The sequence below is a fragment of the Candidatus Neomarinimicrobiota bacterium genome (assembly GCA_030743815.1).
Classification (GTDB): Bacteria; Fidelibacterota; Marinisomatia; order Marinisomatales; family S15-B10; genus UBA2146.
On the sequence record JASLRT010000090.1, the window covers coordinates 38,406 to 65,081 of the forward strand.

Below are 26,676 nucleotides of genomic sequence, written 5' to 3' on the forward strand. Positions count from 1 at the left end.
CATTCGAAAATAGATAACCTCGCAACCGCCATAAGTTTTGGTCTCCTTAATCATCCATCTTCAATCGACAATCATCAATCAACAATCAACAATTCTACGGCTCCAGCCTGTAAATCATCCTCGGAAATGGTATAGTTTCCCGCAAGTGTGACAGTCCGCATATCCAGGTGACCGTACGTTCAAGTCCAAGACCAAATCCGGCGTGCGGTACAGTACCATATTTCCTCAAATCGAGGTACCACTGAAAAGCTTCTTCAGGAAGTTCATGATGTTTCAGATTGCGCAGTAGTGCATCGTAATCAGGTTCACGTTCACCACCACCGATAATCTCTCCATATCCCTCAGGCGCAAGAAAGTCCATCCCGAGCGCCAGCCGATCATCTTCAGGATCACGCTTCATGTAGAACGCCTTTATGGCCGCCGGAAAACGGTGTACAATGACGGGACCTTCGAACTGATCCGAGATGATCGTTTCGTGTCCCCCGCCGAAGTCACCGCCCCATCCGAACTCTTCGCCACTTTTATGAAGAATTCCCACTGCGTCACTATACGAAATGCGAGCAAATGGTTTCTTTATTTTTTCGAGCTGCGACGTGTCTCGCTCCAAGACATCAAGCTGCTCTTTGCATCGATTGAGCGCCCAGTCTACAACGTGACAGATAAGTCCTTCAGCCCACTCCATATTTTCATCGAGGTCGCAGTAAGCCATCTCCGGCTCCAGCATCCAGAATTCTGTAAGGTGGCGGCGCGTCTTTGATTTTTCAGCCCTGAATGTGGGGCCAAAACAGTACACCTTTCCGAAAGACATGATGTTCGCTTCATTATAGAGTTGACCACTCTGAGCCAAGAATGCCTGCTGGCCGAAGTAATCTGTTTCAAAAAGAGTGGTGGTACCTTCGCACGCGTTACTGGTGAAGATCGGTGTATCGAGGTTGACGAAGCCGTTGCTGTCCAGAAAATCACGGCACGCTCTGATTATCTCCGCCCGCACCTTCAAGACAGCATTCTGACGCTTCGAGCGAATCCAGAGATGGCGATTGTCCATCAGGAAAGCCGTTCCGTGGTCCTTCTTTGAGATGGGGTAGTTCTGTGCAACCTGATGGACTGTGATATCGCTCACCTCAAGCTCATATCCTCCCACAGCACGCTTGTCTTCCTTAATGTACCCCGTCACCGAAACGGATGATTCCTGAGTCAGAACCGTGTCAAGATTGGACAGCTCATCCTTCACCTGATCCTTAAGGACAACGCACTGCGTATATCCGGTTCCGTCCCGCAGGATAAGAAACCAGATCTTGCCGCTGGATCTCTTATTGTAGACCCAGCCGTGAAGAGTAACTTCCTCTCCCACCTTATCCTTCAGATCTGCGATGTACGTATGTTTCACAATCACCATTCCTCACCAAGTTGATACGATATCATTAATAATGTCGGCACTTATTTTCCCTACCGCGACCTTTGTTGCCAATACTCTTGGATCCCCCGTTTCATCCGGATCTTCTGCATCGATCTCACCGTCGCCGTCATTGTCAATTCCATCGGAAGCTATGTCCTGTGTCAAACTGTAAGCACCCCAGCTGGAGTAGTTTTTTTTCAGCAGAGTTTCTTCACGCGAAACGTCAAACCATTCTACCTGGATTGTAACAGAAAACCGATATTCCAGCACTTCTTCAGTTTCGGAGTAGGTGTAGGGTGAATCGTTAACCTTCTTAATTGTCCCCTTCAATTGAGAATCCGACAGATCACCTTGTACAACTTTAAGTATGTTTTCCTCCAGAAAGGTATTCGTCACCTCATCAGTAATTGACTCAGCGACTCCAAACTCGGCAGTTTCGTTCACAAAAAGAGGGATGCTGATACTTTTGATGTGTGGCGGAATCGAACCGGTGAAGGAGTAGATGCCGCACGCCAGCCAGAGCATCGTGATTATAGTTATAATAGAAGCCTTAATTCCCCGTTCCATAATCCCTGTTCCACGCTCATCAAACCGCAATCCACATTCACTCCTTAATCTTCTGTTTCCTTTCGAGGCCGTATTCGTTGATCTTGCGGTAGAGTGTCCGTTCACTGATGCCCAGCACCTTGGCAGCCTTGCGTCTGTTCTTGTTAAATTTCTTGAGCGTCCGCGTAATTATTTCTCGCTCAAAATCATTCATACTCATTTCCCCGATCGCCGATGACCTGATGCTTTTCATCGATTCAGGATCAAGTGGCGCCAGCGGCAGATTGGAGACAGTTCCTTCCGGATTTAGATAACCGACCTCTCCACTGCGATCTAGGGCATCCTCCCCAATCATCGATTTCAGATCGCGCATATCCTGCCTCAGGAAAAGTAGCTGTTGCAGGATCAGCTCTCGCTCCGCCTGATCGGTTGACTTGTTCACGGGGACAGGAAGGTTGCCTGACACAGTCTCCACCATGGGACTCAAATGTTTAATCACCATATCACTGGAGATACGATTTCCCCGTTCGAAAATGATGATACTTTCAACAAAATTCTTTAATTCGCGCACATTCCCGGGCCAGTCATACTGCTTCATAACGCTCAGGGCATCGGAAGTAAAACCGCGAAAAACGATGTCATTACTGCGGGAGAATTCCAGAGCAAACCGGTCCGCCAGCAGATCGAGATCATCCAGCCTGTGGCGCAGCGGAGGAACGTCGATGGTGACGGTTCGCAGACGGTAATAGAGGTCTTTTCTGAAAGCTTCCTTCTCAGTCTCTTTCATCAGGTCTTTGTTAGTGGCCGCAATGACGCGCACGTCCACACGGCGTGTCTTGGCATCCCCAACCCGCATGAATTCACCCGATTCGATAACTCGCAGCAGTTTTACCTGCGTCTCAACTGGCGTCTCTCCGATCTCATCTAGAAAGATCGTCCCCCTGTCGGCCTCCTCAAAATAGCCCTTCCTGTCATCAGATGCGCCGGTAAAGGCCCCCTTTCTATGTCCGAACAGTTCACTCTCGATGATCCCTTCCGGTATGGCACCGCAGTTGACGGTCACAAGTGGCTGACTCGAACGGCGGCTCGCCTTGTGAATCGCCTTGGCGATAATCTCCTTGCCGGTACCTGATTCACCTGTGATCAGCACGGAGATATCTACAGGTGCCACTTCTGTTACCATCTCCAGCACCTGCTCGATGCCGTCTGAATTACCAATAATGCCGGAAGTACGGCGTATACAATCTATATCACTCATGAAACTAATTTCTCCTCAGGCTTGTAGACTTGCCACATGGTATTAAGAATCGTATCAAGATCGGAGCGTTTTGGCCTCCATCCCAGTAGGTCCGCCGCTCTCTTTGATGTGGCGATTAGTTCGGCAGGATCGCCAAGCCTACGATCCATAACACAGAAGGCAATCTCTTCACCGGTAATCTCTCTCGCCTTGTTGATCACATCCAGTACCGAAAAGCTTTCTCCGGCGGCGAGATTTACAGTCAGTGAACTATTCTCATCCAAATGTTCAAGAGCGCGGACGTGGGCCTCCGCCAAATCTGTCACATGAATGTAGTCACGGACGCCCGTGCCGTCAGAAGTTTCATAATCGTTTCCGAAGACTGCCATCTCTTGCCGGATTCCAGCGGCCGTCTCCATGACAACAGGCAGCAGATTTGCGGGATTCTTTTCAAGTCCGCGCACACGCCCTTCTGGATCATATCCCGCAGCATTGAAGTAGCGCAGAGCGGCGAAACGGAGTCCTCTCAGCTTGCCATACCAATCCAGGCACTCCTCGATCATCAGTTTCGTGAAACCGTAGTAATTGGCCGGTTTCACGGGATGTTCTTCATCCATAGGTAGATACTGGGGATCGCCGTACACCGCCGCCGTCGATGAAAACACGAACTTATTCACCCCGCAGTCGAGCATGGCATTGAGGAGATTTAGAGTGCCGTCAATGTTATTGTGCGTATACTTCTCTGGCTTTTTCATCGATTCGCCCGCGGCTTTGAAGGCTGCCAGATGGATGACAGCTTCGACACCATCGCTGAGTGCTTCTTGGAGAAGATCGCTTTCGTGAGTTGATCCCTTTATGAAGCTTGCCCTGCTGTCCACATTCTCCGCCCAACCTGATGAGAGATCATCCAGGACAGCCACCTCATATCCGGCATCAATCAGGTCCAGAACCACATGAGAACCGATATAACCCGCTCCTCCTGTAACTAAAATCTTCATCTGTAGTACATCATGAGCGACAAAACAGACGTGTAACCTAACCGAGGTACCGCATTCCAAATTCCGCAATCCAAAATCATGCGATTTCCTCCCTCAACCGTTCGATCTCGTCACGAAGCTTAGCAGCCTTTTCGAACTCCAGTTTCTCGGCAGCCTCCAGCATCTCATTCTTAAGCATATCGAGAACCGCCGCTTTATCCAGATTATCAAACAGATCGCCCCTGGACGCATATTCTCCCACGGAACTGTCCCGGCATGCGTCTGCCACTGATGTGGAAGCCAGCACATCTTCTACAGACTTGTAAATGGTGGTCGGTATGATGCCGTGCTTTTCATTGTATTCCCTCTGGATTTGCCGCCGCCGATTAGATTCGTCAATAACACCCTTCATGGAATCGGTGATTCTGTCAGCGAAGAAGATCACTTTGCCGTTAATGTTCCTGGATGCGCGCCCGGCAACCTGCATCAGCGATCGTTCTGATCTTAAAAATCCCTCTTTGTCGGCATCCAGCACAGCCACCAGTGAAACTTCTGGAAGATCCAATCCCTCTCGCAGCAGGTTTATTCCTACAAGCACGTCGAATTCCCCCAGTCTCAGATCACGCAGAATCTTCACTCTCTCGAGCGAATCGATTTCAGAATGGAGGTATCTGACCCGTAAATTCATCCCCGAAAGGTAATCTGTCAGGTCCTCCGCCATCCGTTTGGTAAGAGTCGTCACGAGGATTCGTTCCTTATCCTTGATACGCGACTTGATTTCGCCAATCAAAACATCGATTTGGCCTTCTGTAGGTCTCACTTCAACCTCCGGATCGATGAGTCCCGTTGGTCGTATGATCTGTTCAACGACCACACCATTGCAATACTTTAGTTCCCTCTCCGCCGGTGTCGCCGAAACAAAGATAGCTTGATTGATGGCGGCTTCAAATTCATCGTACATCATCGGGCGGTTGTCCAGCGCCGACGGGAGACGAAAACCGTACTCCACCAGAACTTTTTTCCGGCTCCGGTCCCCGTGATACATCCCTTGAACTTGCGGCAATGTCACATGGGATTCATCGATGACTATGAGATAGTCTTCGGGGAAGAAATCTAGGAGCGTCCACGGCCGCTGTCCGGCGGCTCTCCCCGAGAAATATCTCGAATAATTCTCGATACCGGAGCAATACCCCACCTCAAGCATCATCTCGAGATCGAAGTTCGTTCGCTGTTCCAGCCGCTGAGCCTCTAACAGTTTTCCCTCGCCCCGCAAGAATTCTAACCTGTCCGCCAGCTCAAGTCTGATTTCATCCATGACACCTTCGATGGTCGCCTCATCGGTAACAAAGTGTTTCGCCGGATAGATATAGAGGGAATCCACCGTCCTGATAACCTCGCCTGTCATAGGATCAAATGAGCTTATCTGCTCAATTTCTTCGCCAAACATCTCGATCCGCACAGCCACATCCTCGTAAGCGGGAAACAGCTCAATAACATCGCCGCGGACGCGGAAACGGCCCCGCTCCAATACAGCATCGTTCCGTGCATAGTGAATTGCTATCAGTGATAAAAAGAATTCGCGTCTGTTAAGTTTCTGTGTCCTCTCAATATGAACGACCTTTTCCTGGTACTCTTTCGGGGAACCGATGCCGTAAATGCACGAAACACTGCTGACGACGATGACATCCCGCCGCGATAGTAATGAACTGGTAGCCTTCAGCCGGAGTTTGTCGATCTCCTCGTTAATGGAGGAGTCCTTTTCAATGAAGGTGTCTGTCACCGGCAGATACGCTTCCGGCTGATAGTAGTCGTAGTAGCTGATGAAATACTCAACAGCGTTCTCTGGGAAGAAGGCCTTGAATTCACCGTAGAGTTGAGCCGCCAGCGTCTTGTTATGAGAAATCACAATCGTCGGCCGCTTGACTTCCTGAATAATATTGGCCATGGTAAAAGTCTTGCCGCTGCCAGTTACACCTAACAGCGTCTGATACTTCTCACTGTTGCGCAGGCCGCTGGACAATTCGGCAATGGCACTGCCCTGATCGCCCGTCGGCTTGAAGTCCGTATGTATACGAAAATCTGCCATTATGTCTCCAAATTTACCCTCTTCCGAGGAGCATGTCAAGGAATTGAGTCGGAATAATTTGCAGGGAGCGTTGAGATGTTACGGTGCGAATACGCGATACACTCGATCGGTGGCGATGGCACAGAAGACACCGATTCCACCTTCGATGCCGACCGATCTGGAGGATGATCCTTGACCCAGAGCAAAAGAACTGAAATCGTCTCCCGAACCGTAGCGGATAAAGTGGTCGTAGTAGTTCTCATCCATTGCCCGAACCTCGATCAGAATCGAATCCGGTTCGTCGCTCTCCCAATACCAGTTTGTAGGGGAATCATCCTCATCGGATTCAAGCATTAGCTGATACGCATCAAGGATGTTATGTCGAAGTTCGTCCAGGGTTTTCCTCTGACTAAAGATTCCAGGCACTTCCTTCAACTTGCCCACATACCACCCTTCATCTTGCCAATACTCCAGTGAGTAGAAACGCTTCATCCCTTAAGCTCCCAATGCTGGTTTTTCAGTTTACACTTTCCCTTGTTCAGTTTCCAACTGATTCAGGTCTTCAGAGTGATGCTGATATGTGATCGTCCCACGTTTATCGGTAACGATTCCTCATTCAACACCAAGTCCCAGTAAAGACGCCACATAGTCTTCCGCATTAAACTCAACAAGATCGTCCAATGTTTCGCCCACACCGATGTATCTCACAGGAATTCCGAGTTCGCGATAGATTGGAAAGACAATTCCACCCTTTGCCGTCCCATCCATCTTGGTCAGAATCACTCCGTCCAGTGGAATGTGTTCGTTGAAGGTCCGGGCCTGTGTGAGTGAATTCTGACCGAGGTTTGCATCGAGAGTAATATAACTGATAACGCTGAAATGGGGGAATTTCGTAGAGGCGATACGGTACATTTTTTCCACTTCGCTCATGAGGTTTCTGCAAGTGTGTAACCTTCCCGCCGTATCGATAATGACCGTAGCGGCATCTCTTGCTGATGCCGCCTCCAATCCATCATATATGACGGACGACGGATCTCTCGCACTCTCGTTGCAGACGAGCGGGACATCTGTTACTGAGCACCACTGTTTAAGCTGTTCCACCGCCGCCGCGCGATAGGTATCTGCTCCCACAAGCATCACTGAGATTCCACTTGATTGCAGCAAATGAGCAAGTTTGGCGGTCGATGTCGTCTTCCCTGTGCCGTTTACCCCCACAATGAATACGACCGCCGGCTCCGATTCAGCCGAGAAACTTTCATCTGTTTCCGCATTGAGAAGATCTTGCAGATAGCTTCTGAGATCGTTTCCCACTGAGGCGGAGGCGGCATCTGATTCGAGCCACTGAACGATCTCGTCAGTCGTCTCCACACCAACGTCGGCACTCAACAGTAGCGCTTCTATCTCCTGCAGACTGTCGGAAGATACCTTGGCTGCGGCAATCTTGCGAACAGCGTTTGACATCTTTTCACGTGTTCGTGACAACGACTGAAACAGCCGACCGAGAGAAGAGACAACCATAGGACGTGTAACGCTATTCTCTGACTTGAGAGAAATGTCTTAGAATGTATTGCACCCAGCTGATGAGTGCCAGAAGAGTAGCCAAAAGTACAATGTAGAACCCAACGGTCTCGATCCTGAGAACATAAAGGAGAATGGCGAGAGCGGTCATACTAACGGTCCATTTCCCGATATAATTCGATGACAGTACCACGGCATAATGGTTCATCAGGTAGACGCCGCCGAGAGCTATAGTCAACTGCCTCGTCATATAGAGAACGAAGAACCAGAAAGGAAAACTTCGCGATGTGTCGAGAGAAAGGAAAAGAACAACGGCTGCCACTGCGATGGAATCAGCTACGGGATCGAGGATCTTGCCCAGATTAGTTACTTCGTGAGCCTTGCGTGCGAAATAGCCGTCGAGAAAATCGGTCGCCACCGCAATCAAGATCAATATCACCACGGAAACTATGTAGTCGTGCTCAAGGCAGTAAACGATGGGCAGGGAAAGGAATCCACGCAACACGCTCAGACCGTTGGAAAGTGTAATCACTCTCGTCGGATCGGTAATTCGTATTGGCTTCTCCTCATGCATGAGATATCCTTGTGAATTGATCTTGCCTCAGTTCTCCGTCACGGATAACGACGCTTCTGTCACATACTGCTTCGGCAAGCCGATCGGAGTGTGTAATGAGTATGAGATGTTTTTCTTTCAAGTATTGCTCAAGAATCTCCAGAAACAATCTCCGCTGAAAAACGCCGAGACTGAACAGCGGCTCGTCCAGAATCACAACATCATACGATGCGCAGCACATTAACACTGTCAGCGCTATCCGGACAACGGAAATTCTCAGATTATAAACAGGCCGATCGTGTATGAGATCCCATGAGATCTGGTACTTTCTGAGTGATTCAGTCAATTCCCTGAATTGACGTTTGGACAGCAAACCGTGCTCCATGAGCTCTTCAACAATCTGGCCCGCGGTCCATCCTCCGAAAAATCGCTCAGGAGACTGGGGTAAAAAGCCGATCCTCACCTTTCGCCTGTGATTCAAAGCAAGAATACTCTCTCCATGTTGCGGCGCAAGAGAACCAACAATGATTGATCCCAAGGTCGACTTTCCCGCTCCGTTATCTCCCAGCAGAGCGAGTGAACGAAAAGAATCGACCACGATTGTCTGATCTGAGAAAAGATTTTCTTCCCGGCCATATCCAAAAGTGATTTTCCTAAACTCCAGACGGGCCCTCCCCGGTGGAACATCGATCGCTCTGAATCGCTTGTGATCCTGTAATTCAGCCGGCTTCAGACCGTCCAGGGTAAGCTCCAATGCCTGAGTACCATACTGTAGATCCCAAGGTGCCGGCGTCAGCCAGATTACACTGGCTTTGTCTTCCTGACAGTAATCGCCCAAGATTGACAGCATCCTCAATTTATTCTCATTGCTGAGAAAAGCGAGGGCATCATCCAGTACAACCAGAGAAGGTTTCACCGACAGGGTAGTTGCCAGATTAAGGATTTCTCTCTCTCCTCCCGAAAGTGTGGCGGGATGACGATGGAGGTCCCATTCCAGTTCAAACAGAGCTACAGTTTCTTCGATCCTCTCCCTGATCTTTTCGCTCTCCCAGCCGAGATTTTCAAGGTTAAAGGCGAGTTCAGAATAAATCGTTGGCGCCACAATCTGATCATCAGGATCCTGCATCACCAGCATTGCATCATCAATACCTCGTATGCGCGAGAGGGTAAAGTTCACTGCTGTTTCAGGCTCCTTACCCGAAGAAAGCCAGCGGCAGATAACGCTCTTCCCTACTCCACTTTCTCCGTAAATAACAGTGATGCCGGTCTCTATTTCAACCTTTCTGGGAGATGTGTCGAAGCGCGGAAACTGGATGGTGAAAGATACGTCAGTCACGGATGATTCCCCTTACTACTCTGGTGGCCGACCCAAGGTTCTGGTGAATAACGTCCGTGGCCGCAAGACTCGCTTCCACCAAGAATCCTTTATCTTTTAGTAACTTCTCCAAGGCAATTTGGAACTCATCGGCAGTGGTGATAGAAAAACCGCCACCGTTTTTTATCAGCGCCTCAGCGGCATCCGAGTTATGGAATTTTGGACCGAAGATTGTCGGTAACCTGGCGATGGCTGGCTCCATCACATTGTGAACACCGGGCGAAAATCCACCGCCGACGTATGCAACCCTTCCCTGCCAGTAAAGATCAGAAAGGATACCGACCCGGTCCACAATGACACTCCTTCTTGTGCGGAAATTACCTTCCTCGCATTGCGACAACACAACTACATCAATGTTCGAATCATCAAAAGTTTTCTTCATCCTCGTTACGTATTTTTCAGAAGGTTCATGAGGCACCCAGTAAACAGACAAACCGTCCCATTCATTCATCATATCGATTGTCCGGTCGAGGATAATTTCGTCGTCCTCGGGCCAGACACTGCCAGCTATGAATCTGAACGGTCGGGTTGAAATGAACTTGGGGTGATTGTTGACCGATTTGTCAGCCATTTCTTTTACCCGGTCATAGCGTGGATTTCCGAGCACTCTGACAAAGGGACGATTATTTTGGGTGAGAAGTTTTCTAAGGGAGTGGTGATCCTGTTCAGACACCGTATAAACTGCAGCCAGGCTTGAATAGACCTGTCTGTAGAGACCGCGCAGGATGGGCCACACTTTAGCACTCTTCTTCTGAATCCTTGCTGAAAACAGTGTCGTCTGGATTCCCATTTTTTCCGCCACCCAGACGAGATTCGGCCAGAGGTCATATTCAGCGAAGATCAGTTTGTGAGGATGGACAATTCTGAGCGCACGGCGAACATTCCAATAAAAATCGGTAGGAAGATATATCTTGCAATCGATATTCGTATCTTCCACATTCTCGTACCCTGATGGCGAGAAAAAACTGACAACACACTGGCAGTCCGGATCAATCTCTTTCAGACCAGCCAAGACAGGACCGATCTGCTCAAATTCTCCATGCGAAGCAGAGTGGAACCAGTAGACCAACTGATCCACTGACATGCCGTCAAAGAAATCTTTCAGGATCGACAGAGTCTGTCTCCTGCCAGAAAGGCCCTTGCGTACTTTCTTATTGAAAATTGACAGTAGCCACGAAACCAGATAGACGGCAGGCAACAGGAAGAAGTTGTAAGTCAGTTTCCAGAATGATTTCACTTCACGCTTCCGCCAGGATTTGCATTGCTGCCTTTGCTACCATTTCAGCAGAGATCTCAGTCATACAGTACTGTCGGCTCCGGTAGCAAGACCGACTGCCGTCTTTCGAACACGGTCGACACCAGACATCTGCTGCCAGTTCACCTGAACTGGTATGTCTTACGTGAGCACCAGTCTGCCATGATGTTGGGCCAGTTATCATGACAACCGGTGTCCCCACAGCCTCTGATGCGTGGACAAGTCCAGTATCACCGCCAACAACCAGTCGAGCTCTGGAAAGAGTGGCGAATGCCTCCCGCAGGCCGGTGCGACCTTTCAGGTTAACAGTACCATGGTTCGCTTCATGAACCTGATCACATGCCGCACTGTCTTGCGTACCCAGAAGTACCACAGGCATCCCCGTCTTTTGTTTGAGTAGAGCGATCATTTCACCGTAAGCTTGAGGCGACCACTCTTTTGCCTTCCATGCTGCACTGGGGACCACCACCACAAAATCATCTCTGACGCCCTCATTTGCCAGTAAAATATCAACCCTGTTATGCTCCTCATCTGATAGATAAATTCTGGGCGGCGGAACGCGTTCTTCAATAGAGCCGTTCTGTATCAGATTCGCATATTCACGGGTCACTTCGTAATTCTGGTGAAAGCGGTCTATAGTAAGATAGAAAAGTAGAAAACGGCTCAACCTCGGTTTGCTGAAACGGTTCCAGCGGCAATCCTTCATACGCCACCTGAGATACTTCGATCTGAGTGAATTGTGCAGATCGAGGCAGACATCGTAGTCATAATTGGACAGTTGAGCAGCAAAGTTTCGCAAGGCCTTTGGCGCAGTGTCAGCTGGCAAGCTGATAATTTTAGTCAGATGAGGGTTTCCCTCCAGTATTGGACGATTCCGATCAAGGGTGATAAAATGGATTTCACACCGTGGCTGATTACCGGCCAGGAGTTCTATCAGCGAAGTGGTGAGAACAACGTCGCCGATAGAACTGAACCTCACAAGCAGATATCTCTTCAGCATGCTAAGATTTCGTTCTCCCGACCAAGATGATGTAAGTCATCTGGCCGAATTCAGACCAAGTCTAGCGAGTGCGCTGTGCGTTGTAGAGCGAGAGATCGATGAGCGATCTTTTGTAGGGACTGTCAGGGAATTGAGCCAGAGCTGCAACAGCTCTATCAGAGAATTCTTCAATTTTATTCATGGCGTATTCAAATCCCCCGTATTCTTTCACGATCTCTTTTAAATGTTTGATATTCTTCCTGGAAGCACCTTTGGACATGGTTCTGCGGATATGGTTTCGCTCAGCCGTCGTAAGCTGGGAACCGAGCGTATGGATGATGGGGAGCGTTACCATATTCCTGGTGACGTCTGAATTGGCGTCTTTACCGGTCGAATGCTCCGAACCAAGTATATCGAACAGATCATCCTTGATCTGGAATGCCATGCCGAAGTTTTCGCCATATGTGCCAAGTGCAACTTTGTGACCTTGTTTCTTGGATGCGGTCATGACGCCGAGTTCACAACAGGTAGAGATAAGGGAAGCTGTCTTGTCCCTGATCATCCTGTAATAGACGTCCTCGGTCATATTGTTTTTAAAACTTCGCTCAATCTGAAGCATCTCCCCGGAACTGAGTCTTTCGGCTGTGTGTGATATCAGCTCCAGCGCGTCAAAATCTTTGAGGCCGGTCAGATTCGTGAGAACCTTGCTCAGAATAAAGTCGCCCATGACAATAGACGTCTTATTCTTCCAGATTTTATTTACTGTGGGAAAACCACGCCGCTTATCGGCTTCATCAACCACGTCATCATGCATCAATGTTGCCATGTGCAGCAGTTCGACCATGGCCGCCGCCTTATAGCTGTGGAGACTCGGACCTCCACTCATTCGGGCCGACAGGATGGTCAAGATGGGGCGGACTCCCTTTCCCTTATGTCTCATGAGATAGCGGCCGATAATATTGATTAGCCGTACTTCCGATCGCAGCGCCGCCTCGAATTCCTGCTGGAAAAGTTTCATGTCTTCGAAGATCGGCTCAACGATCTGCCGCAATTCTTTCGTCTGTTTCATAGATTTAAATTTACTCCAGCAGTAACATCAGAAACAGGTAAAACTTTGTCTCGTCGTAACATCTCTCCGGACGGGTCGTCAAAAGTCCTCCAAGGAAAATGGACTACGTTTGTCAAACGGTAAGAGACAATTTCAGGCTTTTCATGGCACAGAGAACTTGAAGGACCAATCGAGGGTAATGACGCTTGATAGAGTTAGGGTAAGTCTGTAACTCTTATCATTCGATAACACCCACCTTGAATACTAAAGAAACTCCGTGATGAGTTCGTTATGCAGGCCGTCCTATCCCCTTTCTACTCAGATCGGTTTAGTAAAAATCCCTGATATACCGATACTCAGTTCATAGAGAACTATCAACGGAAGAGACATCATGAGCAGGCTGACGGGATCAGGCGGCGTAAAAAACGCGGATAGAAGGAGTATGGTCACGATGGCGTGACGGCGATAGTGCCGCATAAACGCGGGAGTTACAAGTCCGATAGCGGAAAGGATCATAACCAAGACCGGAAGTTCAAAGAGAAGTCCCGCTGCCACGAGCACCCATAGAATATAACTAAAGTAATAGTTTATGGAGAAGTTGTTTGCCACATCCACATAGCCCATTGAGGCGAAGAAATTCAGCGATATGGGGATGATAATAAAATAGGCAAACATGACACCACAAACGAAAGCAATAAACGAAAACAGGATCACTGGGAAAGAGTACCTGCGCTCGTTTTCCAGCAGTCCCGGTGCCACAAACTTCCAGATCTGATAGGAAACCAAAGGCAGCGCCACAACCAATCCCCCTACTAATGCAATGCCCCACTTAAGCAGGAACATACCGTGAATCTTCAGCACCTGAAGTTTAGGAGGCTCATCCAGGGAGAGGACAGGATCAAGCAGAATCTGAAACACCTGGTCCATGAATGCAAACACCACAATCGCTCCCACTACGATCCCAAGTAGAGACTTGATAATTCGCCATCTCAACTCCTCGAGATGCTCCAGAAATCCCATTTCCTTTTCTGTGGTCATATCGATCTACTCCAGTTCATCGACAAGCCGGCGGGCGGCTTCATACGGGGACATTTGTCTTTCGCGCAAACCGTCAATTTGCTTTATCAGTGTCAATTCGCGATCGCTGTTCCAGAATCGCCCAGCTAATTCATCGCGAACAGCATTTCTCACCCGTGTCAGATACTGATCATTGCGCCGCTTGCCGATGGTCCCGGACTGCTGAAGTTCGGCCATCAATAGGCGGCATTGCTCCCATAACTCTTCTATACCCTCCCCTGCGGTCGCTTCGGTCAGTATAATTTGAGGCATAAATTCACGTTCACCGGAAAAATCATTCATGTAATCCTGAAGCAGGTGCTGGATCCTGTCCGCACCTTCAAGATCGGCCTTATTAATAACGAAAATATCACCCACTTCCACCGGTCCCGCCTTCATAACCTGGATAGCATCTCCTGACTCAGGCATGAAAACGACAATGACGATGTCCACATTCTGGACGATTTCTGTCTCCGCCTGTCCTACGCCGACGGTTTCCAGCAGGATAAAGTCCTTGCCTGTGCACGCAATAACATCTGCCACCTGGTGAGTCATGCGAGCGAGCCCTCCCATCTGACCGCGGCTACCCATACTTCTCACATAGACGGCGGGATCGAGAGAATGCCGGTTCATGCGGACGCGGTCTCCCAGCAGGGCGCCGCCGGTAAAAGGGCTGGTAGGATCGACTGAGACAACGCCGACCGTCCGGTCTTCAGCCCGGATTTCAGCAATCAGTTTATCGATGAGTGTACTCTTGCCAGCCCCGGGCGGACCGGTAATTCCGATTCTAACCGAATCCCGGGAATGAGGAAAAAGATCGTTCAGGGTCGCACTGATGCTGTTATCGCCGTTCTCAACGGCTGAGATCAAGTTGGAAATAACACGTGTGTCGTTTTCCCTTAGACTATGTAGGAGGTCGGAGGTCATGGGTATTCCAATACAACGGGCCGAATTCAGGAAGGAAGGTTGAACAGAGTCTTAGCTGAATGTCCGCTTGAAGAGGGTATAGTCCTGTATGGAAAGAGTGTGCGCCTTTCGTTTGATCATCCCCTTTTCTTCCAACAGTTTGAGCATTCTCGAGACGGTCTCGCGAGATGTCCCAGCCATGTTGGCAAGATCCTGCTGATAAGGCATTTTGGTAATCTCAACCACCCCATGACGAATCGTACCCAGCTCTTCGGCGAGCCTCAGTACGGTCATCCCGATTCGATGTTCAGCATCGCTCAGAGAGAGGCTCTCAATCTGCTGATCGCTCTTGCGGATCCTGCCGGCCAACTCTGACAGGAGTGAGATGGCTATCTTGGGATATTTCTGCAGCAGGTCAATAAAATCGTGACGCTTTAGAATCAGAACTTCCGCATTATCAAACGCAATGGCGTTAGCCGATCTTGTCTCTCCATCGAGCAGAGACATTTCACCGAAAAAATCTCCCTCACCAAGCATGGCCAGGATAACTTCACGTCCCTCTTCACTTACACGGGTGATTTTTACGGTCCCCTTACTGATGATGAAGAATGTATCGCCGAACTCATCCTCCATGAGGATCATGTTATTCTTTTTGTACTTCTGTCTGGACATACGGGAGTGCAACTCGTCCAGTTCTAAAGAGGTTAGATCCGAAAAGATGGGGACAGATGCAAGAAGTTCGATGTCACTCATCACCGGAAACTAAATGCGTATTGTGAAAAAATCAATCTGTTTTGGGATTGTGAGTAACTTCATCTTTCAATCAAGATATGTACAAATCTTCATGGTTCAATAACCTTGACGGTATTAGAGTTGACAGGTTTCTAAGTATGGAATATCAATGTAAGATACGTTAATTTCAAGGGAGAAACAGGACTGATGGAGAGTATTCATCTGTCAACAGTATCGCAATTGTAAAATTACTTAATATTTCCTTTAAGTCGCTGATGCGTGTCATCCTCAGTAAAAAAGAATATGACAGATAAGATCAACAAACTGTTCCGTTTGACCTGGTTTCCCCTGGCGTTTCAACTGTTTACCCTTGTGGTATTCATCATGCTGATAATCGGTGGTTTACAGGCCAATACCGGTGACATAGAGTTTGCCAAGGAACTGCGCAATACCAACCTGTCAAACTTAATCGTCTGGTCCTACTGGTGGCCGCTCATTGTTCTTTCCGCGATATTCCTCGGGCGCGTCTGGTGTACTGTCTGTCCTATGGAGCTGGTCACTTCGCTTGCCGCCAAGGTAGGATATAAGCGTAGACCGCCAGACCTACTGTAACTGTGGCGATTAAAACAGTTCACTGTATAGCTACAAATCTGCCTCGGCGCGGCTTCTCAATCTTTATCTCTATCCTGATAATAACTTAAGCTGTGCCGCGGAAAGGCAATGTTTGCTTATTCTTATATCCACCCATAAATTTGCCGCCGTTCTGACACTATATTAAGTAAAACTATTAATTGAATAAAAAGGTGACAAATGGCAGAAAGATCGCAATCGGTAATTAAACGTCAACGGCAACTAGCTCGCCGGACAGAGAGAACTCAACGTTTGAAGTCTAAGATGAGGACGGCGGTTAAGAAGGTGATGAATGCCAGCAAGAAAGATGAGGCTGAACCGCTCTACCGAGAGGCAGTATCTATTATCGACAGTCTTGTGTCGAAGAAGGCCTTAAAGAAAAACACTGCTGCGCGGCGGAAATCCTCCATCACGCGGCACTTCAATTCCCTCGCCTGAAATCCCCAGAGTAAGCGCAAATCTCCCGGACTGACTACGAACGATCTTTTGCCTGGTAGTTGGGTGCTTCCTTTACGATTTTGACGTCGTGGGGATGACTTTCGCTGTAACCTGCTGAACTGATGCGGACAAAATCTGTCTCTTTCTGCATAGCTTTGGTGTCCTTCGCCCCGCAGTAGCCCATGCTCGCTCTCAGTCCTCCGATCATCTGGTAAACGGTACTGCGCAGGTTTCCGCGGTAAGGAACCAGCCCCTCCACACCTTCGGGAACTAGCTTGATATTTTCCTCGCCTTCTTGAAAATAGCGATCGGCGCTGCCCTCCTTCATAGGTCCCAGCGATCCCATTCCTCTGAACGCCTTGTACTGGCGACCTTCGTGGAGAATTATCTCCCCGGGACTTTCATCGAGACCGGCAAGTATACTCCCCAGCATGACACAATCAGCGCCGGCGGCCATAGCCTTGGCGAGGTCACCCGAAAAACGGATGCCGCCGTCAGATATGACGGGGATATCACTCTTGGAAGCTTCCTCTACACAATCGAGTACGGCGGTAAGCTGGGGGACTCCGATGCCGGCAATAATCCGCGTAGTACAGCTTGCACCAGCACCCTGACCCACCTTTACCGCATCGGCACCGTGATCAATAAGAGCGCGTGTACCTTCAGCAGTGGCCACATTACCGGCAATCAACGGCAGATGGGAGAAATCCTTTTTCACAGAAGATATACCATCAAGCACACCTTGGGCGTGACCGTGCGCTGAATCGAGAACGAGGACGTCTACACCCGAATCCACAAGGGCACTCACTCTCTGGAGAAGATCATCGGTAGCACCCACAGCCGCCGCCACCATGAGCCGATAATGGGTATCGAGAGAAGCATTGGGGTGCTTTTCCTTCATGAGGATGTCCTTCACCGTTACCATACCTGCCAGAAGATTCCCTTCCTCTACGATTAGAAGTTTCTCGATGCGGTGTTCCTGCAAAATCTGACGCGCCTCGTTGAGGGTCGTCCCCTTGGGTGCTGTCACAAGATTTTCCTTTGTCATACATTCGGTTATAAGGCGGTCGAGATTAGACTCAAAACGAATATCCCTCCCGGTAATAATACCGAGTAGTGCACCTTTATCATCAACGATGGGCAGACCGGAAATGTTGTGACGCTTCATGACAGCAATTGCGTCCCGCACTGTCTTATCCGGCGAGAAGGTGACGGGATCGATAATCACGCCGCTCTCAGCCCGCTTTACACGTATCACCTCTTTGGCCTGCCTCTCAACGGACATGTTCTTATGAATGACGCCCAGTCCACCTTCACGTGCAAGGGCGACGGCCATACCATTCTCCGTCACCGTATCCATAGCTGCACTGATAATAGGAATCTTAAGCGAAATGTCCTTTGTCAGCCGGGTGGAAACATCCACGTCCCGCGGCAACACTCTTGAGTGTCGCGGCACAAGTAAAACGTCATCAAATGTCAATGCATTCCTGAAGTTTTCACTCTTTACCATACCTTACTCCAGCCTAATCTTTGACTCAACCACGGCTATCAATCTGCCGCCGGCTACCAATTCCGCTGCCTTCTCCATATCGTGCGAAAGAACCCTGTCGCCCCGGGCAAACTTGATGTGCCGCCTTACCAACGCTTTCACAAGAGCCGTCACGGTAGCCGGTTTAAGCGGCTTATGCAGATCCAGCATCTGAACGGCTACCATAAGCTCTATGCCTAGAATATGGGTAACATTTTTCAAGATGCGCAACAATTTTCTTCCGGCCCACGGCGACATGGCCACAAAATCTTCCTGATTACTTTCGGTTGGGATTGAGTCCACGGACGCTGGAAATGCCTGTGTCTTGTTCTCAGAGGCGAGAGCGGCGGCGGAGACCTGCGCCATCATGAATCCAGATTCGAGACCGGGATTATGGGCAAGAAATTTAGGTACCTTTCCCTCAACTCCTTCCATCATACGAAAAATGCGCCTCTCAGAGATGCCACCCAGTTCTACCGCCGCAATGGCGAGTGAATCCACCGCCTGCCCAATCACTTCACCGTGGAAATGCCCGGAATAAACGATGCCGTCCCTCGCGGACAATACAAGTGGATTATCACTGACACTGTTGATCTCATTTTCAACGATCTTCTTCATCGATGCAAACAGTTCGCGGCTGGCGCCGTGAACGTGCGGCATACACCGCAGACTGTAAGGATCCTGAACTATGCCACACTCCTTGTGCGATCCGACAATCTGGCTTCGGGTAAGGATACGCCAGATGTTGCCCGCGCTCTTACGCTGCCCGGGATGTTTCTTTAAATTATGAATCTTCGGGTTGAAAACCTTTCGTGACGACAGTGTCGCCTCCACCGTCATGGCGCCGATAATGTCGGCTGTCTTGAGGATCTTCTCCATCCGATGGAGTCCAAGAACAGCAAAAGCCGTGGAAACCTGAGTGCCGTTCACCAGCCCGAGACCTTCTTTCGGTCCCAGTTCAAGCGGTTCAATTCCTGTTTCACGCAGCGCCAGCATGGTGGGAATCACGCGGTCGTTGAAATGAACTTCTCCTTCCCCGATAAGGGCTAAGCTTAAATGTGAAAGAGGCACAAGGTCACCGCTGGCACCCACCGATCCTTGCGACGGAATAACAGGCATGATATCGTGATTGAAGAAATCGCATAACTGTTGCACGACGCGCCATCGCACACCGCTGTAGCCGTGGCTGAAATTGATCAGTTTAAGGAGTATAATAGCCCTTGTCACTCCCACATCGATGGGGCGGCCCGTCCCGGCACAGTGGCTGCGAATCAAATTCAACTGCAGCTGTTTCAGTTCAGATTCTTCGATGCGGTGCTCGCTCAGAGCCCCAAAGCCTGTATTGACACCGTAGATAGCTTCACCGGCATCAAGATGCTGACCAAGTAGATTGTGACTTTGCTCGACCTTTTTTCTGATGTCAGAGGATACACGAACCTTCTGTGGCCGGGAAAAGAGCAGCGCAAAATCGTCTATAGTGAATGTTTGACCGTTAATTATTATCATATAAGATCAGAAAATTTACCGTCGATGAATTCACTGAAACAAGTCATTTGCTGATTTCAAAGTTCCTCAGGCGAGGTGAATATCTGCATCTCCACCGGTATGGCTGACTGAAAGTACTGACCATACCTTTTCTTCACCACCCTGTTGTCCATGTTGATGAACACTCCCTCATCATAACTACTCCTGATAAGTCTGCCGAATCCCTGCCGCAGCCTGATGGCGGCGGCTGGAACTGAGTGCTCAATAAATGCATTCATTCCCCGCTGTTCGATTATGTCATTGTAGGATTCAATCAGCGGATCAGAGGGGACATCGAAAGGAAGTTTGGTTACAATAAGGACCTCCAGCAGATCACGTGGCAAGTCTACCCCTTCCCAGAAGGAGCTGGTTCCCAGAAGCAGTCCTCCTTCAGACTCCCTAAGCCCCTTGAGCATCGAACCTCTGGAAGCTGAAGAGAGTTGGGCGAAGACATCGTGGTCGTTTAGGTAGCCCCTCAATTCCAGTGCATCATAGCATTCTTCCAAAGCTTTCCTCGCCGTAAAAAGGACCATTGTCCTTTTGCCCCATTTGGCTATGACGTGTTCGATAACATCGCTCAACACCTGCGGAAAATCGGCCGATCGCTGATCAGACTCACCGCCCCACTGGTAGTACTTGCACTGTTCATTGTAAAAGAAGGGACTGGAAAAGGTGCGAGTTTCTACAGTTCTCCCTTCAATGTTAACCAGTCCGAGACGGGAAAGAAAATAGTGGAAATCTCCGCCAATGGTCAAAGTTGCAGAAGTGGCAACTACGGAATCAAGCATCCGAAACATAGATTCAGTAAGATCATTCCCTATATCAACAGGAACACCATTTAGTGAAATCATAAGATCGTCATTCTTAAAGCTGCCTTCCTCCCAGTACACCCAATCTTCCTGTTTCCTGAGGGCAACGGCATCAAGTAAAACAGTCAGTTCGTTCACTGAGTCAACCACCCGTTCTACAGCGGTCACGGTTTCAGCCTCGATTTTCTCCTCCGACATTGCGCTCAGCAACTCAAACAGCACGTCGGCTTTCTGGACAGTTTCCCTCAGACTCTCAGCCAGCAGCGTCGTCTCTTTTGATACCAAAGCGAATTGATCATTAAAATCGGTGTAGCGCTGCTTCTGGGAATAGCGAACATCCTGCCGATATGAGGTTGCGTGCTCTTCCGCCAGACGGGTAAACAGTTCACTGCTGGCGGATAGTACTTTCTCTGACGCATCCTGAAGATGACCAAACGCCGTGCCGACCTCGGGATTCACTTGCGTCAGAGCATTTATCTGACCTTTCAGCCGTTTTGATCTGATTGAAGCGGGATTAACGGAACTGAGCCTGTCGGCGATAATTCGACGGGAGAGTGAGCGTTGAAAGTGATCGTAAGCTACCTTCACCAGGTTGTGTGCCTCATCTACCACCACCCGCGTCAGTTGTGGCAGGACCCGGTTTTCGGACAGTTCAGATAACAGGAGCGAGTGATTGACTACAATGAGATCACTCTTTTGAGCTTTCTCGCGCAAGGGACCGACGAAGCATCCATCGTGTTTTTTACAGATTGTACGGGTACAGAATCCCGGATCACTCTGGATCAGCGACTTGATCCTCATGGTGGACCGGTTGAGAAAACCGGGACATTCATCAAAATCGCCTGTCTTGGTCCAATTCAGCCAGATGAGGGCGGGGATGAGCGCCTCGGCTTCGAACGGTGCCAGGAGCTTATCTGCATCTTCGATGAGCCAGTCCAAACGGGTCTTACAGAGATAATTCTGACGTCCTTTCAAAACGACAGCCGCAAAGCTGACATCCAGCGATTGGGCCAGTTTGGGGACTTCCTGATAAAAAAGCTGATCCTGAAGATGCTTCGTGTAGCACGAAATCACAGCCGGTTCATACTCTCGTTCCAGAGCGAATTTGAGCGAAGGGTAAAGATAAGCCAGCGACTTACCCAGACCGGTTCCGGCCTCAGCCAGTGCGGTGGTGCCTTCGGCAAAGATGTGCGCAATGAATTCTGAATAAGCTATCTGATCCGGCCGTTCCTCGTATTCAAACGAAACGTTATCTTCCCGCCGTAGAGTCTTTTCCAGCCTTCCCTCTTTGCCGAAGACTTCCTTCGCCGTCTCCGCCACACTATCTGCCTGGCCTTCATAAACGAAAACGTTTGAAGACGCTTTCTTCTCGATGGACGAAGGTAGGATCCCTTTACTGAGCAGATTCTCCTGTATCAGGATATTTGCCAGATTCACATAGAGTTCCTTATTGGGGACTTCATGATGTTTAATGGCGGCGAGAACTTTCTGGATCACTGAAAGGTCGTACGAACACGCTTCGCCGATGAGGTCGAGGAAGATTTTGCCTACTTTTTCCGTATCGGCGCCGGCCCGGTGCTCACCTCCACGTGAATAGTTGAAGTATTCGGCTACCGTACCAAGCCTGTGGTTCGGCAGGAAGAAGAGGAAAGCGCGCGCCAGGGGCAGGGTATCATATTGCACGTTAAGCACTTCGCTCCCCGGAAGAACAATTTGGAAAAGTCGTGTCAGGAACTGTATATCAAAACTGATGTTATGGGCAACAATAGGACTATCGGCGATGAAATCGATGACCTTGCCCGACACCTCATTTTCCGTTGGTGCACCAGCAACCATCTCATCACTGATGCCCGTGATATTGGTGATTTCACGAGGAATCGGAATCTGCGGATTGACGAGGGTCTCGTAAGCGTCGTCCCGTTCACCGTTTACGAAACGGATAGCCGCAACTTCGGTAATCCTGTCGCTTTCCGGATCGAGGCCGGTAGTTTCAAAATCGAATGCTACAAAGGTCTGAAGATCGAGGCGACTGAGTAGCTTGCTGAATTCCATCAGACGCCGGCGAAAACCTTTACAACGTCTTTAATGAGGCTCGGCTTTTTAAAGAGTGCCTTCATAAACAGTTTTGTAAGCGTTCTTTCCTCCGGCGGCACCGCCTCAACCGCCTCAGCTATGCTGTCAAGATCGTCATCAGAAAGTTGATGGGTAGCCTCCTTGATAGAGTAAAACCGTTCGTGGTTTTTGCCACCGATCTTGTGCCACGCTTTAGCGTAACGCGACAGAAACTTTTTACTCGTATCACCCTTCTTGACAGCCTCAGCTGCCGTCTCGCCGGCCAGCATTCCGCCACGCATACCGGGCACGATACCGCCACCTGTCATTGGATTTACCATGTGAGCCGAATCTCCGGCCAGCATCAGACCATTGCTGACTATATTCTTCAACGGTTTGGCACATGGTACACCGCCGAGAGTGGACGTGACGACGGAACAGCGGGGATACTTTGCTTCGAGGAATTCATCCAGAAATCTCCAGGCCGCTTTTTCCTGACTATATTTTCCCGAAACACCCAGTCCAACATTGGCTGAGTTTTTCCCTTTGGGAAAGACCCACAGGTAGCCGCCGGGTGCCAGCTTACTTGAGAGATAAAAGTCAAATCGATTCTCATCTATTTCAATGCCAGTAATAGTCTTCTGAACACAAGACTCCATATCCTTCATCTTAATTTGAGTTCTCAGTCCACCCCACCTACCAACGCGACTCTCAACTCCATCAGCTCCAATTACAACGCGTGCACCGACTTCGAACTGTTCGCCAGCATATTCCCCTTTGACGCCGGTGACGGCGTCACCATCCTGAAGCAGACCTGAGACATAGGCTTTCGTCACGATCTGCGCCCCTTCAGCAGCGGCATAATGGGCAAGGTCGCGATCGAAGACCCGCCGATCAAGGATGTACCCTTTTTCACCAAGGTCCATATCGACCGTCAGACCGCTGGGAGAAACAAGGCGCATGCGGGTGACTGTTGCATTAATCCAGCTCTCCTGCGGCTCCACGAAAATCTTGAGCCCCGCATCGCTTACCGCCTCACCGCAACGAACAGGAACACCGATTTCGCGGTCCTTCTCCAGCAGCAACACCTCAGCACCACCCATTGCGGCGTAGCGTGCGGCAGTGGAACCAGCCGGACCGCCACCTACTACAATTACGTCAAACTTCCGCTGTCTCCACATCTTCAAACACCTCGATGGGACAGATATACAGACACAGCTTACAGTCGATACAGATATCGTAATCGATGGTAATTTCCGCTGCCTTTAACTCGATACAGTCTTCAGGACAGATACCGACACAACAGCCGCAGAAATCACAAGTGCCGGGTTTGATTTCAATCATGACCCACGTGGAAAGTGGGATAGTCTACCGAAAACCTGAAATAGTGATACAGTTTGGTTAGGTAGAATGTTATAAAGAGAGCAGCGAAACACCACGGATACCTGACGCAGACGAAGATGGCGAGTATCAGGATCGGATAGCGTACCGTCCTCATGACGTGTTCTGCCCGCGGAGAGAGAAGCGCTACAATGAAGAAAGGGAAAGAGACTATCCCCGCCGTACTGGCGACGGGATCATGCAGAAGATACCCCGACACTGCCGCCATGGCGACTGAGATGGTGGCCAGAGCAAGCTCTCTCTTCACACCGCCCACCTTATCCCTGAAATGATCGGCATGTTCAGCACTGTTCAAGGCCGGCAAAAGGATGAAGACGGCTTGAGAACCGAGCAGGTACGGCACAGACTTGATAAAACCGGCAACGATATCAGCAGACACAATCTGCCATCCGATCATGAAGAGAGCGAGACTGGCAGCGGCGGTCAGCGGAACTCCCTTTACCGGCAAAGTTTCTTTTTCGTTTACACACCGGCGAAAGTAGGTCTGCAGTGCAAAGAATGCCATGATAGCCCACAGCAGTGAAATCCAGACGTTGCTGTGACCGGTCACGGCCATATAACCAACTGTCAGGACGGTTACTGATACACCGGCAGTCAATACAATGCGGGACGACCCTCTGATGCGCGCCCCGGCAATGTTAATCAAAGTGGCACTGATAAGAACGGTAACCCCCACAAAGAGATAGAATACACTCCAGTCCACTGCGGTCCACCAGTAGAATTCGGGTTCTGCGACACCCTTTGCGGCACTCATGCCTGACGTCATCAGAATCCAGATTGGGAAAAACCAGACGGGGCGAAACTCAAAAATCCAGTCTAATGAACGGGAAATATCGTTTAGACTTACGTAGAGTTTCGTATCAGGTTTAATCCAGCGTGAAATCACCATTTCCTACAGAATAAGTAGCTAAGGCAAGAGTTATCCAATCAGTGCTACACCGACAATTTTAGAATAAATTTCGTTGAATATAATAAAGGCCACAACTCCGGCTGCAATGGAGAGTAAAAATAAAATCAAAACCTCAAACAATACTTTTACTGTTCCTTCAGACAAGTTTATGATTTCTAGTCCGTTTTTCAATTCGTTAAAAAAGTTTGGGACACGCCATTTTTTCAAGACAAATACAGCCGTGAACATTCCACCAAGCGGAAGCATGTATTTTGAGGATAAATAATCCACAGCATCAAAAAATGATATACCCAGGAATTCTGTGATATTGATTCCACCTCCCAGTGAGAAGGAACAGAATATCCCGACGACAGTTATGACGGCACCGAATTGTATCGTGGCTTTTTTCCTGGACCACCCTTTCTGGTCAATAAAGTATGCTGTCACCACTTCAAGAATTGAAATTGCGGATGTGAGGGCTGCCATGAAAAGTAAAACAAAAAACAATGTTCCCCATAAAGTGCCGGCAGCCAATTGTGGAAACACAGATGGCAAAACAACAAAAATCAAACCCGGACCTTCAGCAGGATTCGCACCTAAAGCGAAAACAGTAGTAAAAATTGCTATGCCTGCCAGCATGGCGATCGCCGTGTCTAGTGCAATGACCCAAAGGGCTGAATTCAATAAATTTTGTTTTCTATCTAGATAACTACCATAAGTGATCATGGTACCCATACCAAGGCTTACTGTAAAAAAAGAGTGTCCTAATGCTAGGACAATAGCAGAAGCAGTCAAATCTTCAAAGCGTGGGTTAAACAGAAATGAAATTCCTTTCATACCTCCTGCAAGCGTCATCCCACGGACCGCAAGTACAGCTAGTAGAACTACAATAAGCGGCATCATTATTTTTGACCATTTTTCAATTCCCCCTTTTACGCCATTCACAATGACCCAAACGCAAAGGGCCATGAATAATATCTGCCAAAAAATTGGATTCCATGTACTGGTATGAAAGGATTTAAATTCCTTGTGTGCCGCATCCGAATTACTTTTCAAAACAATATCTGAGAGATCCACCGAACTATTCGATGAGTTGAAAAAATCAATTTTTTCGTATCCTACAATTTTGCCTTCCTTTGATTGGGAATAAGTAATATCCTTAACAATAATTGACAAAGAATCAAGACTTACCAAATTGTGGGCCGTGTCTTTGGCCATAATTGATTCTTCAACTGAAACCATATCACCTGAAAACTGAAATACGTTTTGAGCATTATTTAACGATTCATATTTTGTGACAGTAAATGATTCATGCGAATCAATAACCGTATTTTGAGGAAATGAAACTTCAATTCCCGGTTGCAAGGATGAAAATCCTCCCATCATTGCTAAATAACCATATCGTATTATCCATCCACCAACAACACCGTAAAAGGATAAAATCACAAAAGCAGAAGCCACACCAAGCAACCCTACCCCTTTCCAATTGGTGCCAGGAGCTAGTTTTTCAAACGCACCTACCGGACTCAATTGGGTTTTTCTTCCGATTACGAATTCGGCAATAACAATCGATAAACCAACAATAAGAATACATGCCAGGTAAACAAGAGTAAATGCCGCACCGCCATTTTGCCCAGCCATATGGGGATATTTCCAAATATTACCAATGCCAACTGCCGATCCTGATGCTGCCAAGATAAACCCAATTCTTGATCCCCAGTGTTCGCGTTTAGCCATATTAGTTTCCTTCAGTTTGCTCTTC

At 48.9% G+C, this 26,676-nt stretch carries 23 protein-coding genes and 1 pseudogene; 2 read left to right on the plus strand and 22 right to left on the minus strand.

What is annotated here, in order from left to right; all coding sequences use genetic code 11:
- Nucleotides 1–94: 94 nt before the first annotated feature.
- The 15 genes and pseudogenes from asnS to QF669_07475 all read right to left on the minus strand — a co-directional run bounded on the left by asnS (nucleotide 95) and on the right by QF669_07475 (nucleotide 15,664).
- Nucleotides 95–1,396, minus strand: a complete 1,302-nt coding sequence (gene asnS, locus QF669_07405) for an asparagine--tRNA ligase (GenBank protein ID MDP6457258.1) — start codon at nucleotides 1,394–1,396, stop codon at nucleotides 95–97.
- A gap of 3 nt (nucleotides 1,397–1,399) precedes the next feature.
- Nucleotides 1,400–1,993 carry an LptE family protein gene (locus QF669_07410; protein MDP6457259.1) on the minus strand — a complete coding sequence of 198 codons (594 nt, stop codon included), beginning with the start codon at nucleotides 1,991–1,993 and terminating at the stop codon, nucleotides 1,400–1,402.
- A 7-nt stretch (nucleotides 1,994–2,000) separates the two neighbouring features.
- Entirely contained in the window at nucleotides 2,001–3,200 is a 1,200-nt protein-coding gene (locus tag QF669_07415; protein ID MDP6457260.1) for a sigma-54 dependent transcriptional regulator, read from the minus strand.
- Nucleotides 3,197–4,177: a UDP-glucose 4-epimerase GalE gene (galE, locus tag QF669_07420; protein ID MDP6457261.1), complete on the minus strand. Its 981-nt coding sequence runs from the start codon at nucleotides 4,175–4,177 to the stop codon at nucleotides 3,197–3,199. Before galE ends, QF669_07415 begins: the two co-directional genes overlap by 4 nt.
- Nucleotides 4,178–4,253: 76 nt before the next feature.
- A complete protein-coding gene (uvrB, locus tag QF669_07425; protein MDP6457262.1) occupies nucleotides 4,254–6,242 on the minus strand; it encodes an excinuclease ABC subunit UvrB in 1,989 nt (662 codons plus the stop codon).
- Between the two features lie 318 nt (nucleotides 6,243–6,560).
- Nucleotides 6,561–6,713, minus strand: a pseudogene (locus QF669_07430) (type II toxin-antitoxin system HicB family antitoxin).
- 120 nt (nucleotides 6,714–6,833) lie between these two features.
- Nucleotides 6,834–7,682: a signal recognition particle-docking protein FtsY gene (ftsY, locus tag QF669_07435; protein ID MDP6457263.1), complete on the minus strand. Its 849-nt coding sequence runs from the start codon at nucleotides 7,680–7,682 to the stop codon at nucleotides 6,834–6,836.
- Between the two features lie 70 nt (nucleotides 7,683–7,752).
- Nucleotides 7,753–8,313, minus strand: coding sequence for a CDP-alcohol phosphatidyltransferase family protein (locus QF669_07440; GenBank protein MDP6457264.1), 561 nt, complete (start codon nucleotides 8,311–8,313; stop codon nucleotides 7,753–7,755).
- Nucleotides 8,306–9,628 carry an ATP-binding cassette domain-containing protein gene (locus QF669_07445; GenBank protein MDP6457265.1) on the minus strand — a complete coding sequence of 441 codons (1,323 nt, stop codon included), beginning with the start codon at nucleotides 9,626–9,628 and terminating at the stop codon, nucleotides 8,306–8,308. Before QF669_07445 ends, QF669_07440 begins: the two co-directional genes overlap by 8 nt.
- Nucleotides 9,621–10,904, minus strand: a complete 1,284-nt coding sequence (locus QF669_07450; protein ID MDP6457266.1) for a glycosyltransferase N-terminal domain-containing protein — start codon at nucleotides 10,902–10,904, stop codon at nucleotides 9,621–9,623. The genes QF669_07445 and QF669_07450 overlap by 8 nt, the downstream gene beginning before the upstream one ends.
- A gap of 1 nt (nucleotide 10,905) precedes the next feature.
- Nucleotides 10,906–11,922: a glycosyltransferase family 9 protein gene (locus QF669_07455; protein MDP6457267.1), complete on the minus strand. Its 1,017-nt coding sequence runs from the start codon at nucleotides 11,920–11,922 to the stop codon at nucleotides 10,906–10,908.
- Nucleotides 11,923–11,983: 61 nt separating this feature from the next.
- The gene (locus QF669_07460) at nucleotides 11,984–12,970 is read right to left on the minus strand and encodes a polyprenyl synthetase family protein (protein MDP6457268.1); all 987 of its coding nucleotides are present in this window, start codon (nucleotides 12,968–12,970) and stop codon (nucleotides 11,984–11,986) included.
- A gap of 297 nt (nucleotides 12,971–13,267) precedes the next feature.
- Nucleotides 13,268–13,987 (minus strand): twin-arginine translocase subunit TatC, encoded by a 720-nt coding sequence (tatC, locus tag QF669_07465; protein MDP6457269.1) that lies wholly within the window; start codon nucleotides 13,985–13,987, stop codon nucleotides 13,268–13,270.
- Nucleotides 13,988–13,993: 6 nt separating this feature from the next.
- Nucleotides 13,994–14,932, minus strand: coding sequence for a methylmalonyl Co-A mutase-associated GTPase MeaB (gene meaB, locus QF669_07470; protein ID MDP6457270.1), 939 nt, complete (start codon nucleotides 14,930–14,932; stop codon nucleotides 13,994–13,996).
- Nucleotides 14,933–14,983: 51 nt separating this feature from the next.
- Nucleotides 14,984–15,664 (minus strand): Crp/Fnr family transcriptional regulator, encoded by a 681-nt coding sequence (locus QF669_07475; GenBank protein MDP6457271.1) that lies wholly within the window; start codon nucleotides 15,662–15,664, stop codon nucleotides 14,984–14,986.
- A 282-nt stretch (nucleotides 15,665–15,946) separates the two neighbouring features.
- Between QF669_07475 and QF669_07480 the strand changes: the two genes are divergently transcribed.
- Together QF669_07480 and rpsT are read left to right on the plus strand one after the other, a co-directional pair.
- Entirely contained in the window at nucleotides 15,947–16,255 is a 309-nt protein-coding gene (locus QF669_07480) for a 4Fe-4S binding protein (GenBank protein ID MDP6457272.1), read from the plus strand.
- A 198-nt stretch (nucleotides 16,256–16,453) separates the two neighbouring features.
- Nucleotides 16,454–16,711, plus strand: coding sequence for a 30S ribosomal protein S20 (rpsT, locus tag QF669_07485; GenBank protein MDP6457273.1), 258 nt, complete (start codon nucleotides 16,454–16,456; stop codon nucleotides 16,709–16,711).
- 34 nt (nucleotides 16,712–16,745) lie between these two features.
- On the opposite strand, the gene guaB is transcribed toward rpsT, so the two are convergent.
- From guaB to QF669_07520, 7 genes are read right to left on the minus strand one after another with little or no spacing between them, the layout of a single operon-like run.
- Entirely contained in the window at nucleotides 16,746–18,221 is a 1,476-nt protein-coding gene (gene guaB, locus QF669_07490; GenBank protein MDP6457274.1) for an IMP dehydrogenase, read from the minus strand.
- Nucleotides 18,222–18,224: 3 nt separating this feature from the next.
- The gene (gene hutH / locus QF669_07495) at nucleotides 18,225–19,745 is read right to left on the minus strand and encodes a histidine ammonia-lyase (GenBank protein ID MDP6457275.1); all 1,521 of its coding nucleotides are present in this window, start codon (nucleotides 19,743–19,745) and stop codon (nucleotides 18,225–18,227) included.
- 56 nt (nucleotides 19,746–19,801) lie between these two features.
- On the minus strand, nucleotides 19,802–22,624 hold the full coding sequence (locus tag QF669_07500) for a helicase C-terminal domain-containing protein (protein MDP6457276.1): 2,823 nt from the start codon (nucleotides 22,622–22,624) through the stop codon (nucleotides 19,802–19,804).
- Nucleotides 22,624–23,805, minus strand: coding sequence for an NAD(P)/FAD-dependent oxidoreductase (locus QF669_07505; protein MDP6457277.1), 1,182 nt, complete (start codon nucleotides 23,803–23,805; stop codon nucleotides 22,624–22,626). The genes QF669_07500 and QF669_07505 overlap by 1 nt, the downstream gene beginning before the upstream one ends.
- The gene (locus QF669_07510) at nucleotides 23,783–23,968 is read right to left on the minus strand and encodes a 4Fe-4S binding protein (protein MDP6457278.1); all 186 of its coding nucleotides are present in this window, start codon (nucleotides 23,966–23,968) and stop codon (nucleotides 23,783–23,785) included. The genes QF669_07505 and QF669_07510 overlap by 23 nt, the downstream gene beginning before the upstream one ends.
- Complete coding sequence (locus QF669_07515) at nucleotides 23,961–24,914, minus strand: hypothetical protein (GenBank protein MDP6457279.1); 954 nt, start codon at nucleotides 24,912–24,914, stop codon at nucleotides 23,961–23,963. Before QF669_07515 ends, QF669_07510 begins: the two co-directional genes overlap by 8 nt.
- 30 nt (nucleotides 24,915–24,944) lie before the next feature.
- Nucleotides 24,945–26,651, minus strand: a complete 1,707-nt coding sequence (locus tag QF669_07520) for a sodium-dependent transporter (protein ID MDP6457280.1) — start codon at nucleotides 26,649–26,651, stop codon at nucleotides 24,945–24,947.
- Between the last annotated feature and the right edge of the window lie 25 nt (nucleotides 26,652–26,676).

Coding starts and splice junctions, on each gene's coding strand:
- tatC (MDP6457269.1), bottom strand. CDS start 13,987: ATGACCACAGAAAAGGAAATGGGATTTCTGGAGCATCTCGAGGAGTTG.
- hutH (MDP6457275.1), bottom strand. CDS start 19,745: ATGATAATAATTAACGGTCAAACATTCACTATAGACGATTTTGCGCTG.
- rpsT (MDP6457273.1), top strand. CDS start 16,454: ATGGCAGAAAGATCGCAATCGGTAATTAAACGTCAACGGCAACTAGCT.
- QF669_07500 (MDP6457276.1), bottom strand. CDS start 22,624: ATGGAATTCAGCAAGCTACTCAGTCGCCTCGATCTTCAGACCTTTGTA.
- asnS (MDP6457258.1), bottom strand. CDS start 1,396: ATGGTGATTGTGAAACATACGTACATCGCAGATCTGAAGGATAAGGTG.
- QF669_07415 (MDP6457260.1), bottom strand. CDS start 3,200: ATGAGTGATATAGATTGTATACGCCGTACTTCCGGCATTATTGGTAAT.
- QF669_07460 (MDP6457268.1), bottom strand. CDS start 12,970: ATGAAACAGACGAAAGAATTGCGGCAGATCGTTGAGCCGATCTTCGAA.
- galE (MDP6457261.1), bottom strand. CDS start 4,177: ATGAAGATTTTAGTTACAGGAGGAGCGGGTTATATCGGTTCTCATGTG.
- QF669_07505 (MDP6457277.1), bottom strand. CDS start 23,805: ATGTGGAGACAGCGGAAGTTTGACGTAATTGTAGTAGGTGGCGGTCCG.
- QF669_07440 (MDP6457264.1), bottom strand. CDS start 8,313: ATGCATGAGGAGAAGCCAATACGAATTACCGATCCGACGAGAGTGATT.
- QF669_07475 (MDP6457271.1), bottom strand. CDS start 15,664: ATGAGTGACATCGAACTTCTTGCATCTGTCCCCATCTTTTCGGATCTA.
- QF669_07520 (MDP6457280.1), bottom strand. CDS start 26,651: ATGGCTAAACGCGAACACTGGGGATCAAGAATTGGGTTTATCTTGGCA.
- QF669_07480 (MDP6457272.1), top strand. CDS start 15,947: ATGACAGATAAGATCAACAAACTGTTCCGTTTGACCTGGTTTCCCCTG.
- QF669_07510 (MDP6457278.1), bottom strand. CDS start 23,968: ATGATTGAAATCAAACCCGGCACTTGTGATTTCTGCGGCTGTTGTGTC.
- meaB (MDP6457270.1), bottom strand. CDS start 14,932: ATGACCTCCGACCTCCTACATAGTCTAAGGGAAAACGACACACGTGTT.
- ftsY (MDP6457263.1), bottom strand. CDS start 7,682: ATGTCAAACGCTGTTCGCAAGATTGCCGCAGCCAAGGTATCTTCCGAC.
- uvrB (MDP6457262.1), bottom strand. CDS start 6,242: ATGGCAGATTTTCGTATACATACGGACTTCAAGCCGACGGGCGATCAG.
- QF669_07515 (MDP6457279.1), bottom strand. CDS start 24,914: ATGGTGATTTCACGCTGGATTAAACCTGATACGAAACTCTACGTAAGT.
- guaB (MDP6457274.1), bottom strand. CDS start 18,221: ATGGTAAAGAGTGAAAACTTCAGGAATGCATTGACATTTGATGACGTT.
- QF669_07455 (MDP6457267.1), bottom strand. CDS start 11,922: ATGCTGAAGAGATATCTGCTTGTGAGGTTCAGTTCTATCGGCGACGTT.